Annotated in this window: 16 protein-coding genes; 11 read left to right on the top strand and 5 right to left on the bottom strand. The window is 71.9% G+C overall.

The features are described from left to right. The first annotated feature begins 111 nt into the window (after positions 1-111). Genes AC0QU1_RS16960 through AC0QU1_RS16940 form a run of 5 tightly spaced genes read left to right on the top strand, consistent with a single transcriptional unit; the run spans position 112 to position 4,424 of the window. Positions 112-1,506: an MFS transporter gene (locus AC0QU1_RS16960; RefSeq protein WP_483570907.1), complete on the top strand. Its 1,395-nt coding sequence runs from the start codon at positions 112-114 to the stop codon at positions 1,504-1,506. Continuing rightward, positions 1,503-2,729, top strand: a complete 1,227-nt coding sequence (locus tag AC0QU1_RS16955; RefSeq protein WP_483570906.1) for an FAD-dependent monooxygenase — start codon at positions 1,503-1,505, stop codon at positions 2,727-2,729. The genes AC0QU1_RS16960 and AC0QU1_RS16955 overlap by 4 nt, the downstream gene beginning before the upstream one ends. 60 nt (positions 2,730-2,789) lie before the next feature. Next, the gene (locus AC0QU1_RS16950) at positions 2,790-3,722 is read left to right on the top strand and encodes a putative RNA methyltransferase (RefSeq protein ID WP_483570905.1); all 933 of its coding nucleotides are present in this window, start codon (positions 2,790-2,792) and stop codon (positions 3,720-3,722) included. A gap of 52 nt (positions 3,723-3,774) precedes the next feature. Beyond that, the gene (locus tag AC0QU1_RS16945; RefSeq protein ID WP_483570904.1) at positions 3,775-4,005 is read left to right on the top strand and encodes a CopG family transcriptional regulator; all 231 of its coding nucleotides are present in this window, start codon (positions 3,775-3,777) and stop codon (positions 4,003-4,005) included. Continuing rightward, positions 4,002-4,424: a type II toxin-antitoxin system VapC family toxin gene (locus AC0QU1_RS16940; protein WP_483570903.1), complete on the top strand. Its 423-nt coding sequence runs from the start codon at positions 4,002-4,004 to the stop codon at positions 4,422-4,424. The genes AC0QU1_RS16945 and AC0QU1_RS16940 overlap by 4 nt, the downstream gene beginning before the upstream one ends. Before the next feature lie 58 nt (positions 4,425-4,482). Here AC0QU1_RS16940 and AC0QU1_RS16935 read toward each other — a convergent pair whose 3' ends face one another. After that, a complete protein-coding gene (locus AC0QU1_RS16935) occupies positions 4,483-5,016 on the bottom strand; it encodes a hypothetical protein (protein ID WP_483570902.1) in 534 nt (177 codons plus the stop codon). A gap of 1 nt (position 5,017) precedes the next feature. Further along, the gene (locus tag AC0QU1_RS16930) at positions 5,018-5,629 is read right to left on the bottom strand and encodes an RNA polymerase sigma factor (RefSeq protein WP_483570900.1); all 612 of its coding nucleotides are present in this window, start codon (positions 5,627-5,629) and stop codon (positions 5,018-5,020) included. A 76-nt stretch (positions 5,630-5,705) separates the two neighbouring features. Between AC0QU1_RS16930 and AC0QU1_RS16925 the strand changes: the two genes are divergently transcribed. The 6 genes from AC0QU1_RS16925 to AC0QU1_RS16900 all read left to right on the top strand — a co-directional run bounded on the left by AC0QU1_RS16925 (position 5,706) and on the right by AC0QU1_RS16900 (position 11,821). After that, entirely contained in the window at positions 5,706-6,164 is a 459-nt protein-coding gene (locus AC0QU1_RS16925) for a hypothetical protein (RefSeq protein WP_483570898.1), read from the top strand. Positions 6,165-6,404: 240 nt separating this feature from the next. Then, positions 6,405-8,051, top strand: a complete 1,647-nt coding sequence (locus AC0QU1_RS16920; RefSeq protein ID WP_483570896.1) for an AMP-binding protein — start codon at positions 6,405-6,407, stop codon at positions 8,049-8,051. Positions 8,052-8,327: 276 nt separating this feature from the next. Next, a complete protein-coding gene (locus AC0QU1_RS16915) occupies positions 8,328-8,639 on the top strand; it encodes an ATP-binding cassette domain-containing protein (RefSeq protein ID WP_483570895.1) in 312 nt (103 codons plus the stop codon). 3 nt (positions 8,640-8,642) lie between these two features. Then, positions 8,643-9,818, top strand: a complete 1,176-nt coding sequence (locus AC0QU1_RS16910) for a sensor histidine kinase (RefSeq protein WP_483570893.1) — start codon at positions 8,643-8,645, stop codon at positions 9,816-9,818. Then, entirely contained in the window at positions 9,815-10,459 is a 645-nt protein-coding gene (locus AC0QU1_RS16905) for a response regulator (protein ID WP_483570891.1), read from the top strand. The genes AC0QU1_RS16910 and AC0QU1_RS16905 overlap by 4 nt, the downstream gene beginning before the upstream one ends. A 198-nt stretch (positions 10,460-10,657) precedes the next feature. Beyond that, positions 10,658-11,821: an amidohydrolase family protein gene (locus AC0QU1_RS16900; protein WP_483570890.1), complete on the top strand. Its 1,164-nt coding sequence runs from the start codon at positions 10,658-10,660 to the stop codon at positions 11,819-11,821. Positions 11,822-11,916: 95 nt separating this feature from the next. Here AC0QU1_RS16900 and AC0QU1_RS16895 read toward each other — a convergent pair whose 3' ends face one another. The 3 genes from AC0QU1_RS16895 to AC0QU1_RS16885 all read right to left on the bottom strand — a co-directional run bounded on the left by AC0QU1_RS16895 (position 11,917) and on the right by AC0QU1_RS16885 (position 14,483). Beyond that, on the bottom strand, positions 11,917-12,483 hold the full coding sequence (locus AC0QU1_RS16895) for an HhH-GPD-type base excision DNA repair protein (RefSeq protein ID WP_483570889.1): 567 nt from the start codon (positions 12,481-12,483) through the stop codon (positions 11,917-11,919). A gap of 311 nt (positions 12,484-12,794) precedes the next feature. Continuing rightward, on the bottom strand, positions 12,795-13,610 hold the full coding sequence (locus tag AC0QU1_RS16890; protein WP_483570887.1) for a class I SAM-dependent methyltransferase: 816 nt from the start codon (positions 13,608-13,610) through the stop codon (positions 12,795-12,797). A 99-nt stretch (positions 13,611-13,709) separates the two neighbouring features. Beyond that, positions 13,710-14,483, bottom strand: a complete 774-nt coding sequence (locus AC0QU1_RS16885; RefSeq protein ID WP_483570885.1) for an enoyl-CoA hydratase/isomerase family protein — start codon at positions 14,481-14,483, stop codon at positions 13,710-13,712. Positions 14,484-14,505 lie beyond the last annotated feature (22 nt).

The raw sequence follows: 14,505 nt of genomic DNA, 5'->3' as shown, positions 1-14,505 counted from the left end.
GAGCAACACTGCACGGTGTAGTGTAGTCTCCGAAGAGGTCGCTCGACGTACGTACGGCACCCCCGACCGGGTGCGCGCTCACGCCAAAACCTCAACCGTGGAGAGACATCTATGTCCGAAGTCCTGGTTCCTCCGGCACGCCTCGGGCGGCCGGCGATCGCCGCACTCGGCACCCTCGCCCTCGCCCTCGGCACCCTGCAGACGGTGGTCGACCCCGCGCGCCCGCTGCTGGAGCGCGAGCTGGGCATCGGCCCGGCCGAAGGTGCGCTGATCACCAACACGGTGTTCGTCACCGGGGCCGTCGTCGCCCCGATCGCGGGCAAGCTCGGCGACCGCTACGGCGGCAAGCGGGTCCTGCTGGCGCTGATGGCCCTGGTATCGGCCGGCGGGCTCTTCTCGAGCCTTGCGCCGGTCCTGCCCGTGCTGCTGGTCGGCCAGGTGCTGCAGGGCGCGATGATCGGCGCGCTGCCGCTCTCGTTCATCCTGGTGCGCAAGCACCTCCCGCAGGGGCAGACCCAGGTGGCGATCGGCGTCGTGAGCGCGCTGTTCACGGCGGGAGGCATCGTCGGGACACTCGTCGCAGGGCCACTGGCCGAAGGGCTGTCCTGGCACTGGATCTTCGCGGTGCCGACGACCGTGATCATCGCGGCGACGCTGATGGTGTTCCGGCTGATGCCGGACGACCCGCCCGAGCGGACCGAGACCAGGATCGACTGGCTCGGCGTGCTGCTCCTGAGCGCCACGCTGCTCGCGCTCATGCTCGGGCTCGTGGTGGTGACCGGTGGCGGCATGGGTCCGCTGGCAGTCGCCGGCGCCGTCCTCGTCGTGGCCGCGCTCGCCGCGGCCTGGGTGGCGGTCGAACGCCGGGCCGTCTCGCCGATGGTCGACCTGCGCATGCTGGCCGCACCCGCCATGTGGAGCGCGAGCGTGCTCACCGTCGCCATCGCCGCCACCACCGGGATGCTGCTCGTCCTCATCCCCAAGCTGTTCGACGTGGCGGGCGACGGCTACGGCTTCGGGGCCGGCACCACCGACATCGGGCTGCTCATCCTGCCCGGCACCATCGCCGGGGTGGTGGCAGGGGCCGTCGGCGGGTTCGCGGTGCGGCGCTACGGCGCCCGTCCGGTGGTCATCGGCGGCGCCGTCGTCACGGCGCTCACCCTGATCGCACTCGCGGTGGCGCACACGGAGGCCTGGCAGGTCGCCCTCGCAAAGGTGCTGACCGCCTTTGCCGGCGGCCTCGCCACCACGGCCCTGCTGGCCAGCACCGCCACCGCCGTCGACGCCAAGGACACGGGCATCGCCACCAGCCTGCTCGTGGTGACCCGGGTGATCGGCGCCGCCGTGGGCGCCCAGGTCGCCGGCTCGATCCTCGCCGCCGGCGTCTCCCCGGCGTCCGGCCTGCCGGCCGAGTCGGCCTTCGTCACGGGCTTCGTCGTCGCGGGCCTGGTCGCGGCGCTGTCACTCCTCGTCGTGCGGTACATGAAGAAGGGAATCCGGGCATGACATCCATCGATCTTTCGACAGGCACGAGCGTCCGACCGTCGCGCACCGTGCTGATCTCCGGAGCCAGCATCGCCGGCCCCACCCTGGCGTACTGGCTGCACCGGCACGGTTTCGCGGTCACCGTCGTGGAGCGGGCGAGCGGCCCGCGGGGCGGGGGGTACCCGATCGACCTGCGCGGCACCGCGATCGAGGTGGCCCGGCGGATGGGGATCCTGCCGCGGCTGCAGGACGCACACCTCGCCTCGCCCCGCTTCACGTTCCTGGAGGCCGACGGCGGCGAGGTCGCGTCGCTCGATGCCGGTGCGGTCGCCGGGAGTGTCGAGGGCCGGGACCTGGAGGTGCGTCGCGGGGACCTGACCGCGATCCTCTACGCGGCGGTCCGGGACGACGTGGAGGTCCTGTTCGAGGACTGGATCGACACCCTCGACCAGTCCGCCCACGGCGTGGACGTGACCTTCCGCAGCGGCACGCAGCGGACGTTCGACCTGGTGCTCGGCGCCGACGGGATCCATTCGCGCACCCGGCAGCTCGCGTTCGGGCCCGAGGAGCAGTTCGACCGCTACCTGGGCTACTGCGTCGCCGTCTTCACCGTGGCCAACCCGGCCGGGCTCGCCCGCGAGCTGACGATGTGGAACACCCCGGGCAGGGCGGCGGCGCTCTACGCCGCCGGCGACGGCCGGGACCTGTACGCGTTCCTGAACTTCCACCAGCCGGAACGGCCGCCGCTCGCCGTGCTGCGGGACCCCGCGGCCTGGGGCGACCTGGTCGCCCGGACGTTCGCCGGTGCCGGCTGGGAGGTCCCGCGCCTCGTCGACGCCATGCGCGACGCCGACGACCTGTTCTTCGACGTCGTCAGCCAGATCCGCATGCCGAGCTGGTCGAACGGCCGGGTGGCGCTCGCGGGCGACGCCGCGTACGCGCCGTCGTTCCTGACCGGTCAGGGATCCAGCCTCGCGCTGGTCGGCTCCTACATGCTCGCCCACTCCCTGGCCACGCACGGCGACCACATCAAGGCCTTCGCCGCCTACGAGCGGGACACCCGCGAGTTCGTCACTCTGAACCAGGCACTGGTCGACGACGGCGGGGCCACCCTCTTCCCCACCACGGCCGAGGCCCTGGAGCGGCGCAACGCCATGCTGCGCGGCCTCGTGGCCATGCCGGAGTCGGAACCGCGGGCGGCGCACTCGGCCCTGACGCTGCCCGAGCTCGCCCCGACGGCATGACGACGGCATGACGACGGCGGGCGGCTTCGCCGGCCGAGGCGGTCGGGGACAATCGACCACGTGCCCGCCACCGGACTGCCGCCCGCCGCTCTCGACCCGATCCTCCCGCTGCTGCGCTGCCCGTCGTGCGGCGCGGGGCTGGCGCCCGCTGCCGGGTCGCTGCGCTGCCCGCGCCGCCACAGCTTCGACGTCGCCCGCCACGGGTACGTCAGCCTGCTGACCGGGACGCGGGCGACCAGCGGGGACGACGGCCCGATGGCGCGGGCGCGGCGGGACTTCCTCGCGGCCGGGCGGTACGCGCCGATCCGTGCGGCCGTCGCCGACCTCGCCTCGGAGGCCAAGCTTTCCGGCACGGAGGCCGAGCCCTCCGGCACGGAGGCCGAGCCCTCCGGTGCTGGCGCCGAGCGCTCCGGCGCGGGGGAGCGGCCGGCGACCGTGGTCGACGTCGGCTGCGGTACCGGCTACTACCTGGCCGGGGTGCTCGACGCGCTGCCTGGCGCCGTCGGCCTGGGCCTGGACACCTCGGCGCATGCGCTGCGCACCGCGGCCAAGGCGCACGAGCGGGCCGCCGCAGCGACCTGGGACGTGTTCCGGCCGTTCCCGATCCAGTCCGAACGGGTCGACGTGGTGCTGGACGTGTTCGCCCCGCGCAACCCGGCCGAGTTCCACCGGGTGCTGCGGCCGGGCGGTGTGCTGGTGGTGGTCCGACCCTTCGGCGGACACCTGGCGGAGCTGCGCCGTCAGGTGCCGCAGATGGTCGCCGTCGACCCGGACAAGGAGCGGCGCCTGCACGACGCGCTGGACCCGTACTTCGTGGCCGTGCGCACCGAGCGCGTCGAGTACGCGATGTCGCTGACCCGGCGGGAGGCGCTCGACCTGGTGCTGATGACGCCGAGCGCCCGCCACGTCACGGAGGCCGAGCTGTCCGACGACGGTGACCTGCCCGCGCAGGTCACCGTGTCGGTGCTGGCCACGGCGTACCTGCGGCGGTGATCGGCACCCAAGTCGGGTGGCACGCCATTCCTACTTCAAGTAAGATTGGCGCATGTCTGCTGCCGCCGGTGTCGAGAAGCACTCCGTCTCCATGCCCGTGTCCACCTCCGATGGCGTTCGTGCCCGGGCCGGGTCGCGCGGCTTCTCGGCGTACGTCGCCGGAGCGGTTGCACGCCAGCTCGAGCGGGACGCCCTCGACGACGTGCTGCAGAGCATGGAGGCGGAGCATGGCGCGGTCGACGAGGACGAAGTTGCGGCGATCATGGCCAGGCTCGCGCGGTGATCGTCGGCCCCCACTCGATCCTGCTGGACTCCGAAGCTCTCTCCGCCCTGGCGGGCGACGGGCGGCAGATGCAAGCCTGGGCGACAGTGGCCCGGCGCACGGACTCGACACTGCACGCATCGGCGCTCACTCTCACCGAGGTCACTGATGGCACCGCACGCGATGCGCGGGTACGGCGTGTCGCCAAGGCCGTTCGGGTGGAGGAGGTCACCGAGGAGATCGGCTACGACGCTGGTCGGCTGCGAGCGGGCGCGGCATCATCGCGTCGCAAGGCTCGCGACATGACCGTTGACGCTGTGGTGGCTGCCACGGCGCTGACCCTTCGCGGACCGGTGGTCGTGCTCACGGCCGACGACGCCGATCTGGACCTCCTCTTGGCCGGCACCCAGGTGAAGGTCGAGAAAGTCGGCAAGCGATAACGCTGCCCGCCTCAGCGCCCCGCCTGGGCCGGAGCCGCACCGAGCCGAGCCGTCGAAGTCAGCGGGTAGCTGAGTCCGTGGGACGTCCCGGGACGTCGGGTGCCAGGGACGGCGAGGGGACCGTGTCGCAGCCGTCCGTCTGCGCGGAGCCCGGGCTCGGCGAGCCCGGGCTCTTCGGCGTGGGGACCGGCTTCGCCGACACGCACTCGCGCGGCTCGGACGTCGGCGTGGTCTCCGGGGCGGTGGTGGGCTCGTCGGGCTCGGGAAAGCGCGACGCGGGCGCGCCCGGCATGGTCTGACCCGGCTCGGGCCACAGGGCGGCGGCCCCCGCCCCGGCGCCGCCGAGCAGCGCCAGCGCCGCGGCCAGCGCCCAGATCCTGGTCCGACGGCGGGGGAGCTCGGGCCGCTGCCCGTGCCGGAGGATCTCGACCCCGGGCACCGCGGTGTCGTCGGTGTCGTCGGCGTCGAACGTGACCGGAACCGACCGGGCTCGGGCCAGCGCCTCCGAACGTGTGCGGGCCAGGTCGAGCTCGCCGTCGACCTGGCTCAGGGCCTGCCGTGCGCGGGTCAGGGCGTCTGTGGTCTTTCTCATCTCAGGTCTCCTGACCTTCGGTCACGGTGCGGTAGGCGGCGCGCAGCCGACGTCGGGCGCGGTAGACGCGCGTGGCGGCCGACGCGGTGCTGCAGCCGAGCACGCGGGCGACCTCCGCCGTGCTCAGCTCTGCCGCGGCGAGCAGCTCGACCACCTCGCGGTCGGCGGGCCGCAGCAGCGCGAGCGCCCGGTGCAGCAGGTCGAGCTCGTCGACGAGGCGCACGTCGTCGGCGCCGGGTGTGGTCGGGTGGTTCAGCGCGCGCTCCGCGAGGGCCGTGCGCCGCCGGTCGGCCCGGACCTGGTTGGCCAGCACCCGGCGGGCGATAGCCAGCAGCCAGGCGCGCGGGTCGTCGGGGACCTCACCCTTGCGCCAGGCGATCGCGAACACCTCCGCCACGACGTCCTCCGCCGACGACGGGCCCAGCCGGGTGCGGGCGTACCGGTGCACGGCGCGCGCGTGGTCGGCGAACAGCGACTCGGTCTGGTCCGGCGTGAGCGGGCCCGGGGCGAGGTCACGTGACTCGGTGTGGGCTGACAGGGCGGTCTCCAGGGGGAGGTGGTGGGCTGGGTGTGGGCCTGCGAGACGTTCGGTGTCCGGCAGCGGCCTCGGCATGACACCCGGCCGGTGTGGAGCACGTCACATCCCGAGGGCTGTCATCACGCGCTCCGCCGCGCACACTGACCGCGATGTGACTCTCAACCCATCGAACACTCCAGTCCCTTCGAGCACCAGCCCGTCCCGTCGTCGTCCCCGGTGGGGCGCGGCCGGACGCGGCGTCGCCGCGGCCGGGAGCGCTCTCGTCGTCGCGCTGGTCGCCACGGCGTGCACGCAGGCCAGCGCGGCGGTCCCCGAGGAGTCGTCGGCCGTGCCGCCGGTTCCCGCGGAGGTGTCGCCCGGGCCGAAGGCGCCCAGCGAGGCGCCCCGTGACACCGCGCCTGCGCCCGACGCCACCAAGGACCCGTCGCCCGTGCCGACCGTCCCTGGCGAGCCCGCGCCCGAACCGACGGACTCCGGGAAGCCGGCGCCGGCTCCGGCTCCCGACGAGCCCTCGGACGCGCCCGCCGAGCCGTCCCCCGTGCCGACCGTGCCCGGTAAGCCGGGGCCCGTGCCGACCGACTCGTCGTCGGGGCTCGCGGTCACCGGCTGACCTGTTCCAGGCCTGAATCAGCACGGCCTGAATCAGCACGGGCTGAGCCGGCGCGGGTTGTGTCGGCGCAGGCTGGGCCGGCACAGGTTTGCAGCCGCAGGCTGAGCCGGCCCCTGACCGTCCGGGTGGTGGGCCCGACGTCGGAACGTCCGACGTCGGGCCGACCACCAGGGCTTGCCTCACCCACGCGATCCCTAGTTGAATGCGACTGCAATAGCGAGCCGAGCCAAGGGGGGCAGCGTGCTGACGACTACCGGTGCGGCGGAGGTGCGACCTGGCGGCCTCGTGCAGGTCGACCGCAAGGAGAACCTGTTCAACCAGGGCTTCCACCTCGTCAGGTCGGGTGTGCTGGCGCCGGGCCTGCGCGTGGACCGGGACCTCGGGGCGATCTGGCAGCTCCTGCGGTGGGGCCCGTCGATCGCGGGCGGCTACCGGGCCAGCGCCGTCCGCGCCCCGCAGCAGACGGCCTTTCTCGACGAGCAGCGCGGCTCGACCTTCCGCGAGCTCGACGACCGGACCAACCGCCTGGCCAACGCCCTCGCGGGCCTCGGCGTCGGCGTCGGAACCCCCGTCGCCGTGATGTGCCGCAACCACGGCGGCCTGATCGAGGCCATGGTGGCGCTGGCCAAGCTCGGCGCGACCACGCTGCTGCTCAACTCCGGCCTGTCGCCCGCCCAGGTGTCGGCGATCGTCGCCGAGCAGCGTCCGGCGCTCTTCCTCGCCGACCAGGAGTTCCTGGACCAGGGCCTCGACCTGCCCGCGGACCTGCGCGTCTTCTCGACCTGGGCGGAGGACGGCGCCACCGGCCTCGCCGCCCTCGTGGCCGACGGCGACCCGGCGCCGGCGCCGATCCCCGAGAAGCCCGGCCGGACCGTCGTCATGACGTCGGGCACCACGAGCACCCCCAAGGGCGCCCGCCGCCCGCAGCCGCACGGCCTCAGCGAGGCGGCGTCCTTGCTGTCGGTCATCCCGCTGCGCACGGGCGACCGGATGCTGATCACCACGCCGATCTTTCACACCTGGGGGCTGGCCGCCCTGCAGCTCGGCATGGCCCTGCATGCCGAGCTGGCGCTCCAGCGCCGCTTCGACCCGGAGCAGACCCTGCGGACCATCGCGGAGCAGAAGGTGACCGCCCTGATCGCGGTGCCGGTCATGCTGCAGCGCATCCTCGACCTGCCGGACGAGGTGAAGGCCAGGTACGACACGTCCTCCCTGCGCGTCGTCGCCTACTCCGGCTCGGCCATGCTGGCCGACCGGATCACGCAGTTCCTGGCCGAGTTCGGCCCTGTCCTCTACGGCCTGTACGGCTCCACCGAGGCCTCGTGGGCCTCCATCTCCACCCCGGCGGACCTCGCCGCCGAGCCGACGACGGCGGGCCGCCCGCCGCTCGGCACCCGCATCGGCATCCTGGACGACGCCGGCCGTCCGGTGCCGCAGGGCGAGGTCGGCCAGATCTGCGTCGGCAACGGCATGCACTTCGAGGGATACACCAACGGCGCGGGCCAGCCGATGTTCGGCGACCTGATGGCCACCGGCGACCGCGGCCGCCTGGACGCCGAGGGCCGCCTCTACGTCGTGGGCCGGGCCGACGACATGATCGTCTCGGGCGGCGAGAACGTCTTCCCCCGCCCCGTCGAGGAGGCCATCACCGCTATGCCGGAGGTCGCGGACGCCGCGGTGGTCGGCGTGCCCGACGAGGCGTTCGGCCACCGCTTCGCCGCGTACGTCGTGCTGCACGACGGCGCCGCCCTGGGCGCCGACGCCCTCGTCGACCGGCTCAGGGACCAGCTCCCGCGCTTCTCGCTGCCGCGCGACGTGCACTTTCTCGACGCGCTGCCCCGCAACCCGACGGGGAAGGTGGTCCGGCGCGAGCTGCCGGGGGCGTAGACGACGGGCGAGGGTGATCCGGTAGTGCCTTGCCGGTGCAGGTGAGTCCAGCAATGGCGCACCCTGCACCTGCCGGGCACGGATCCCGAGGTCGTCGTGGGGCCGGCAGACGTGGTGCGGGGGCCGGGCCGAGGGCCACCGAGGTCTCCTGACCGGCCGGTGTTCCCCCCCGGCTCTCGGAGGGCACGACCCTGACCTGGTCCGGGGTCGGTTCCGGGTGGAACTCGGGAGATCGCCGGATCCGGGTCGGGCGTCCAGCGGCCTACGGTCGCTGGCATGAGCGACGTCGATGCCCCGGTCCAGGTCCGTGCGGTGACGAAGCACTACGGTGCTGGGGCTGCTCGTGTCCTGGGGCTGCGGGAGGTCTCGGTGGACTTCGCGCCGGCGGCGTTCACCGCGATCATGGGCCCGTCCGGGTCGGGCAAGACCACGCTGATGCACTGCGCAGCGGGGCTGGATGAGCCCGATGAGAGCAGCGTGGTGCTGGTCGGCCGTGACGTGGCGGGCCTCGGCGACCGGGCGCGTTCGCGTCTGCGCCGTGAGCAGGTGGCGTTCGTGTTCCAGGACCGGGTCGATGTCCCTGGGTGAACGATGACGGTGCTCCGTCCGCCAGCAGCCGATCTCCTGCTGGCGGCAGGGTCGTTCGTGCTCGGCGTCGTCGCCGCGCTCACGCTCCAGGTGGTGGACTTCGACGGCGAGCGCAGCGTGGATCTGTGGGCGATCGTGCTCCTGGGCGCTACGTCGGTGCCGTTGCTGGCCCGTCGGCGCCGGCCGATCCTCGTCGTCCTCGCCGTCGTCGCGGTCTCGGTGCCGTACCACCTCCTCGACTATCCCCATGAGGCCACGATGCCGGCCTCCCTTGTCGCTGCGTTCGCGGCGGCTCGCTACAGCGACCCGCGGCGGCGGCCCGTCGCCGCCCTGGTGGCGGTGGCCGCGGTGACCGTGCCTGTCCTTGCGGACGAGACGTCGGGGGCGCTCGGCGATGTTCTCCTCGGCGTCGGCTGGCTGTTCATGGCCTTCTTCGCCGGGTTGGCGGTCCGCTTCCGGGAGAGCTGGAGAGCCGTCGTCGCCGCGCGGCTGGAGCGGGAGCGTGCCAACGAGGTGGAACGGCGGGTCGCCGAGGAGCGGGTCCTGATCGCTGCTGAGCTGCACGACGTCCTGGCGCACGGTCTCGCCGTCGCGAACGTCCAGGCGTCCGTCGCCGCGCACCTGATCGACCAGCTGCCGGACCGTGGGGATTCGTCCCTGCGGGAGCTGTCCGGCACGCTGCACGACCTGTCGGACACCAGTGGGGCCACGCTCCGTGAGCTGCGCGCCGTGCTGGACGTACTCCATGGCGGCGGGACCGAGCCGACCGAGCCGGCGCCCCACCTGGGCGAGCTGCAGCGCCTGGTGGAGATGGCGGAGGCCGCCGGTGTCCGGGTCGACCTGGAGGCTGCCGGGCTGCCGGACGAGCTGCCTTCGACGGTGTCGGTCGTGGCCTATCGGATCATCCAGGAGGCGCTCACCAATGTCGTCCGACATTCCATGGCCAAGCAGGCGACCGTCCGGCTCGACCAGGACGGCCACCGGCTGCGGATCACGGTCGTCGATCACGGGCCCGCACGACCGAGCTCGATCGTGACCCCGGGCGGCTTCGGGATCGCCGGGATGACAGGGCGAGCACAGGCCGTCGGTGGCGAGCTGTCCGCCGGCCCGGGCGAGTCCGGAGGTTTCGAGGTCCGGGCCAGCCTGCCCTTGCCGGAGGTCTGGCGGGTTCCGACGTGATCCGGGTCCTGCTCGCGGAGGACCAGGCCCTGGTGCGTGCTGCCTTCGCACTGCTGGTGAACTCGGCCGACGACATGGAGGTCGTCGGGGAGGCGGGCACCGGCGAGGAGGCGGTGACGCTGGCCAAGGACCTGCGACCTGACGTCGTGCTGATGGACATCAGGATGCCGAGCACCGACGGTATCGAAGCGACCCGGCAGATCTTCGCCGACGACGCATCGAGCGGCAGCAGGGTTCTCATCCTGACCACGTTCGAGACAGATACGAACGTACTGCGCGGCCTTCGCGCGGGGGCATGCGGGTTCCTGCCCAAGGACACCCGCCCCGACGCCCTGCTGAGCGCCATCCGCACCGTCGCCGCGGGCGAGTCGCTGCTGTCACCCGGCGCGACCAAGGCGGTCATCACCCGTGCGCTGAGTCGCCCGGAGGCGCCGGCACCCGAGCGGCTGGCCAGCCTGACAGCGCGCGAACGGGAGGTGCTCAGGCTGGTCGCCGGCGGCCGGAGCAACCAGGAGATCGCGGACGAGCTGGTCGTCAGCCCCCTGACCGCCAAGACGCACGTGGCCCGCATCCTCGCGAAGCTGGGCGCCCGCGACCGCGTCCATCTCGTCATCGCCGCCTACGAAGCCGGACTCCCCTGACGCAACGCAACGCGTTGACCCGCCCGGCGAGCTTGAACCACCTCCCCGTACTCCGCGCGGAGTACGGCGAGGTGTCTTCCGTGGGCCGACGACCGGGGCGGGCGGACCTGGGAACGTGATCCGCACGGAGCCGCCGGCACCTTGAGGACGGATTCCCCAGCCTGTTCCGCGCAACGCAACCAAGGAGCACATACCGATATGGGACCGATCGAACACGATCGACGGCGGACGCTGCTCGGGCGCCGCGGTTTTCTCGCCGGCGCGGCCGGGCTTGTCGCCGGCGCCGGATTGTCCGCGGCGGCACTCACGGGACGTGGCGACGGCACGGAGGAGCGGGGAGTCTCGCTCACCAAGGAAGACATCTCGCTTCGCGACCAGGACCTGAAGTTCATCGGCACGGAGGAGACCTTTTCGACTCCTGCGCTGCTGAAGCTGAACTCCATCAACCAGGATCACATCGACTTCCTCGAGGAGATCGGTCTCTCGGATCTGGGCGGGCGCCGCATCGGCGACATGGACGAGGGGGGACTCGACGTTCAGATCCTCTCGGCGCACACGCCGTCCGCACAAAATGTCCCTGGGCAGCAGGGGGTCGACCTTGCCTATCGGCTCAACCGGCAGCTTGTCGACGGGCCGATGGCCAGCTATCCGGGCCGCTTCCAGGCTTTCGCCACCTTGCCGTTGCAGAGCCCGGAGGCGGCGGCGGACGAGCTGGAACGCTCGGTGCGGGAAGACGGCTTCCTGGGCGCGCTGACCAACGGGCACATCACGAAGAAGTACCTCGATCATCCCGACTTCGAGCCCGTGCTGGCGCGTGCCGAAGCTCTCGACGTGCCGATCTACCTGCATCCCGGGTACCCGGCCGACGAGGTCTTCAAGATCTACTACAGCACGACACGCTCGGAGTACACGCAAGAGTTCCAGGACTACATCTTCAGCGGGTCTGGATACGGCTGGCACCAGGAGGTGCTGACCCAGTGCATCCGGATGATCGCGTACGGAGTCTTCGACAGGTTCCCCCGGCTGAAGATCATCATCGGCCACATGGGCGAAGGTCTTCCGTTCTACTACGAGCGGATCGCCAACGACATGGGCGAGCCGACCGAGAACTCGCTCGAGAAGCCCTTCGAGCAGTACTTCCAGGACAACTTCTGGTTCACGACGAGCGCGTTCTTCCAGGATGACCTGCTGCATCTCCTGCTGAAGTACATCAGTGTGGACCGAGTGATGTTCGCGACCGACTACCCCTTCGCGAGCATCAAGGAAGGGACCGACTGGTTCCGGGCAGTCGATCTCCCGCGTGCGGACAAGGAGAAGATCGCGTTCCGCAATGCCGAGACGCTGTTCGGCATCAAGGTCTGACGCATCGCCCGACACGAGAGGACCTGACCCGTCGTCGGCCAGGTACGAGCCTCGTCACAGACCTCACGGGACGCGATCAAGATCGTGGAGATGTTCTAGCCGGCAGCCTTGGCGGCTGCCTTCTTGGCCTTCTTGAAGTCGCGGACTTTCTGGAGCGTTTCGGGGCTGGTGACGTCGGCGACGGACCGGTAGCCGTCCAGGGCGTAGTCGCCGGCGGCTTTCTCCCAGCCGTCGGGTCGCACGTCGAGTTGCTTCGCCAGGAGGGCGACGAAGATCTTCGCCTTCTGCTCGCCGAACCCGGGCAGTGCTTTGACCCGCTTGAGCAGGTCAGCCCCGCTGGTGACCTCGGTCCAGATCCGGGAGGCGTCGCCGTCGTACTCGTCGACCACGACTCGGGCCAGCTCCTGGAACCGGGCCGCCATGGCGCGGCCGTACCGGTGGATCGCCGGGGGAGTGGTCGCCATCGCCACGAACTCGTCCGGATCGGCCTCGGCGATCGCTGCGGGGTCAAGGGTGCCGAACCGGGTCAGCACCTTCCAGGGTCCGCGGAAGGCGTGTTCCATTGCGTACTGCTGGTCGAGCATCATCGCGGACAGGACCGCGAACGGGTGCTCGTCGAGTACCTTGTCGGCCTCTGGCAGGCCTGTGACCTGGAACGACATGCTCTCCACCTTCCTACGGCCTGTTCATGGTTAGCGGATGTTCTGGTCGAGCAGCATGCCGACCAGCAGCGCGAACGGATCGTCGCTCAGCAGCCGGTCGGTCTCGGGGTCGCCGGTGATCCAGAGCTCGGTAGCCATGCCTCCATCTTGCCCGATGAGGTGTTCGCTGTACTCCGGAACGCACCTTGGGGGTTCTGACCAAAGGAGCCTGTTGGCTCGCCGGCCGCGACCCGGTCGACGCATGAGCGGTCGCACCAACGATCGCGTCACCGGTCGCATCGCCGACGGCGTCCGCCGCGCGGCCGAGGAGCTCAGAACCGGAACCGCACGATCCGGGTGGACCGTTTCATGCCCGGGAGCAGGTTCAGGAGGCGCATCGTCCGCCGCACGTTCGCGGGTGCCTTGGCCATGAGCACCGGCGAGTCGTACATCGGCGCCTCGTCGACGTACTCCAGCCGCGGGTGCCAGTCGGCCAGCGCCGCCGGGTCGTCGAAGCCGCAGTGGAACTCGGCGTCGTACCTGCGCAGCGTGGGGTCCCACCTGGAGGTGCGCCACGCGAAGACCGACACCGTGTCGAGCTGGAGCTGGCCGCTCGGAAAGGCGTCGACCACACCCGTCAGCAGCCGCCGGACGTCGGTCTCGGTCAGGTACGGCACCAGCCCCTCCGCGACCATCAGCACCGGCCGGCCGCGGGGAATGCGGTCCAGCCAGGTCAGGTCGGTGACGCTGGAGCCGATCAGCGTGCAGTGCTCGCGCGGCGGCAGGAGCTGCCGGCGCAGCTCGATGACCGAGGGATAGTCCAGGTCGTACCAGCCGACGGTGGCGGGCGGGTCGATGCGGTACACCCGGGCGTCGAGGCCGCAGCCCAGGTGCAGCACCACCGCGTCGGGGTGCTCGGCGAGATAGGCGCGGGCCCAGTCGTCGTGCGCCTTGGTCCGCACGACGGCGACCAGGCCGAGCTGGCTGGTGCCGAACCGCCCGCTGTCGTAGTCCGGGTCGAGGCGGCGCATCACCTGCTCGGCGTACCGGTCGCCGAGGATCGGCTCCGGCAGCCGGTTGTCCAGCGCTTTGGCCTTGAGGACAGGGCTGAGGGTCTGCTGCGCGCCGACCAGTCCGGTGTCGTCCACGACGGCGACACTACTCGCGGTCCCGCCGCCGTCGCTCTGACACGCGGGCAGGCCCGCACCGGCCCGCCGACAGGTGCCAGCGCGATCGTAGCGCCGCCGTCAGGCCCGCCCCGTGAACTCCGGCGGCCGCTTGCCCTGGAACGCGGCGAACCCCTCCCGGTAGTCGGACGTCGCGCACAGCTCCGCCTGGGCCCGGTTCTCCTCGGCCATGCTCGCCCAGAGCCCGAGGCGCTTGTCGCGCAGGTTCGCCACGAGCTCCTTGCTCGCCCGGAAGGCCAGGGTCGCGCCCGACGACGCACGCCGGGCCGCCTCCATCGTGGCCGCCTCCAGCTCGTCCGCCGGGAAGACGCGGCTGAACAGCCCCGCCGTCACGGCCTCGGTGCCGGACATCAGCCGTCCCGTGAAGATCAGGTCGAGGGTGCGGTGCGCGCCGAGCCGCTCGACGAACAGCGCGTGACCGCCCGAGTCGAGCGTCGCGCCCAGGTTGGCGAAGGGTGAGCCGACCTTCGCCGTGTCGGCGACGTAGACGACGTCGGAGGCGATGAGCAGGCCCAGGCCGACGCCGAGGGCCGCGCCCTGGGCCGCTGCGAAGGTGGGCGCGGGGAAGCGGCTCATGCGCTCCAGGAGCGGCTGCACCAGGCCGTCGAGGTATCCGAGCACGTCGTCCTGTGCGGGATCGACGCGCGAGATGTCGCGGCCGGCGCAGAACGCGCGCCCCTCGCCGCGCAGCACGAGCGCGCGGACGCCGGCCGCCTCCGCCTCGCGGTAGGCCTTGTCGAGTTGCGCGATCGCCTCCTCGTCGAGCGCGTTGAGCTTGTCCGGGCGGTTGAGCGTGACGACGGCGAGGTCGCCGTCGATCTCGAGACGTGGCATCGGGACTCCTTCGTCGGGCGGT

The organism is Promicromonospora noduliphila (assembly GCF_056951025.1).
This window is presented reverse-complemented; position numbering and strand designations above follow the sequence as displayed.

What these genes read in the sequence shown, in the direction of transcription:
- AC0QU1_RS16960 (WP_483570907.1), top strand. Translation starts at nt 112, where the DNA reads ATGTCCGAAGTCCTGGTTCCTCCGGCACGCCTCGGGCGGCCGGCGATC.
- AC0QU1_RS16900 (WP_483570890.1), top strand. Translation starts at nt 10,658, where the DNA reads ATGGGACCGATCGAACACGATCGACGGCGGACGCTGCTCGGGCGCCGC.
- AC0QU1_RS16930 (WP_483570900.1), bottom strand. Translation starts at nt 5,629, where the DNA reads ATGCCGAGGCCGCTGCCGGACACCGAACGTCTCGCAGGCCCACACCCA.
- AC0QU1_RS16915 (WP_483570895.1), top strand. Translation starts at nt 8,328, where the DNA reads ATGAGCGACGTCGATGCCCCGGTCCAGGTCCGTGCGGTGACGAAGCAC.
- AC0QU1_RS16895 (WP_483570889.1), bottom strand. Translation starts at nt 12,483, where the DNA reads ATGTCGTTCCAGGTCACAGGCCTGCCAGAGGCCGACAAGGTACTCGAC.
- AC0QU1_RS16945 (WP_483570904.1), top strand. Translation starts at nt 3,775, where the DNA reads ATGTCTGCTGCCGCCGGTGTCGAGAAGCACTCCGTCTCCATGCCCGTG.
- AC0QU1_RS16910 (WP_483570893.1), top strand. Translation starts at nt 8,643, where the DNA reads ATGACGGTGCTCCGTCCGCCAGCAGCCGATCTCCTGCTGGCGGCAGGG.
- AC0QU1_RS16885 (WP_483570885.1), bottom strand. Translation starts at nt 14,483, where the DNA reads ATGCCACGTCTCGAGATCGACGGCGACCTCGCCGTCGTCACGCTCAAC.
- AC0QU1_RS16935 (WP_483570902.1), bottom strand. Translation starts at nt 5,016, where the DNA reads ATGAGAAAGACCACAGACGCCCTGACCCGCGCACGGCAGGCCCTGAGC.
- AC0QU1_RS16955 (WP_483570906.1), top strand. Translation starts at nt 1,503, where the DNA reads ATGACATCCATCGATCTTTCGACAGGCACGAGCGTCCGACCGTCGCGC.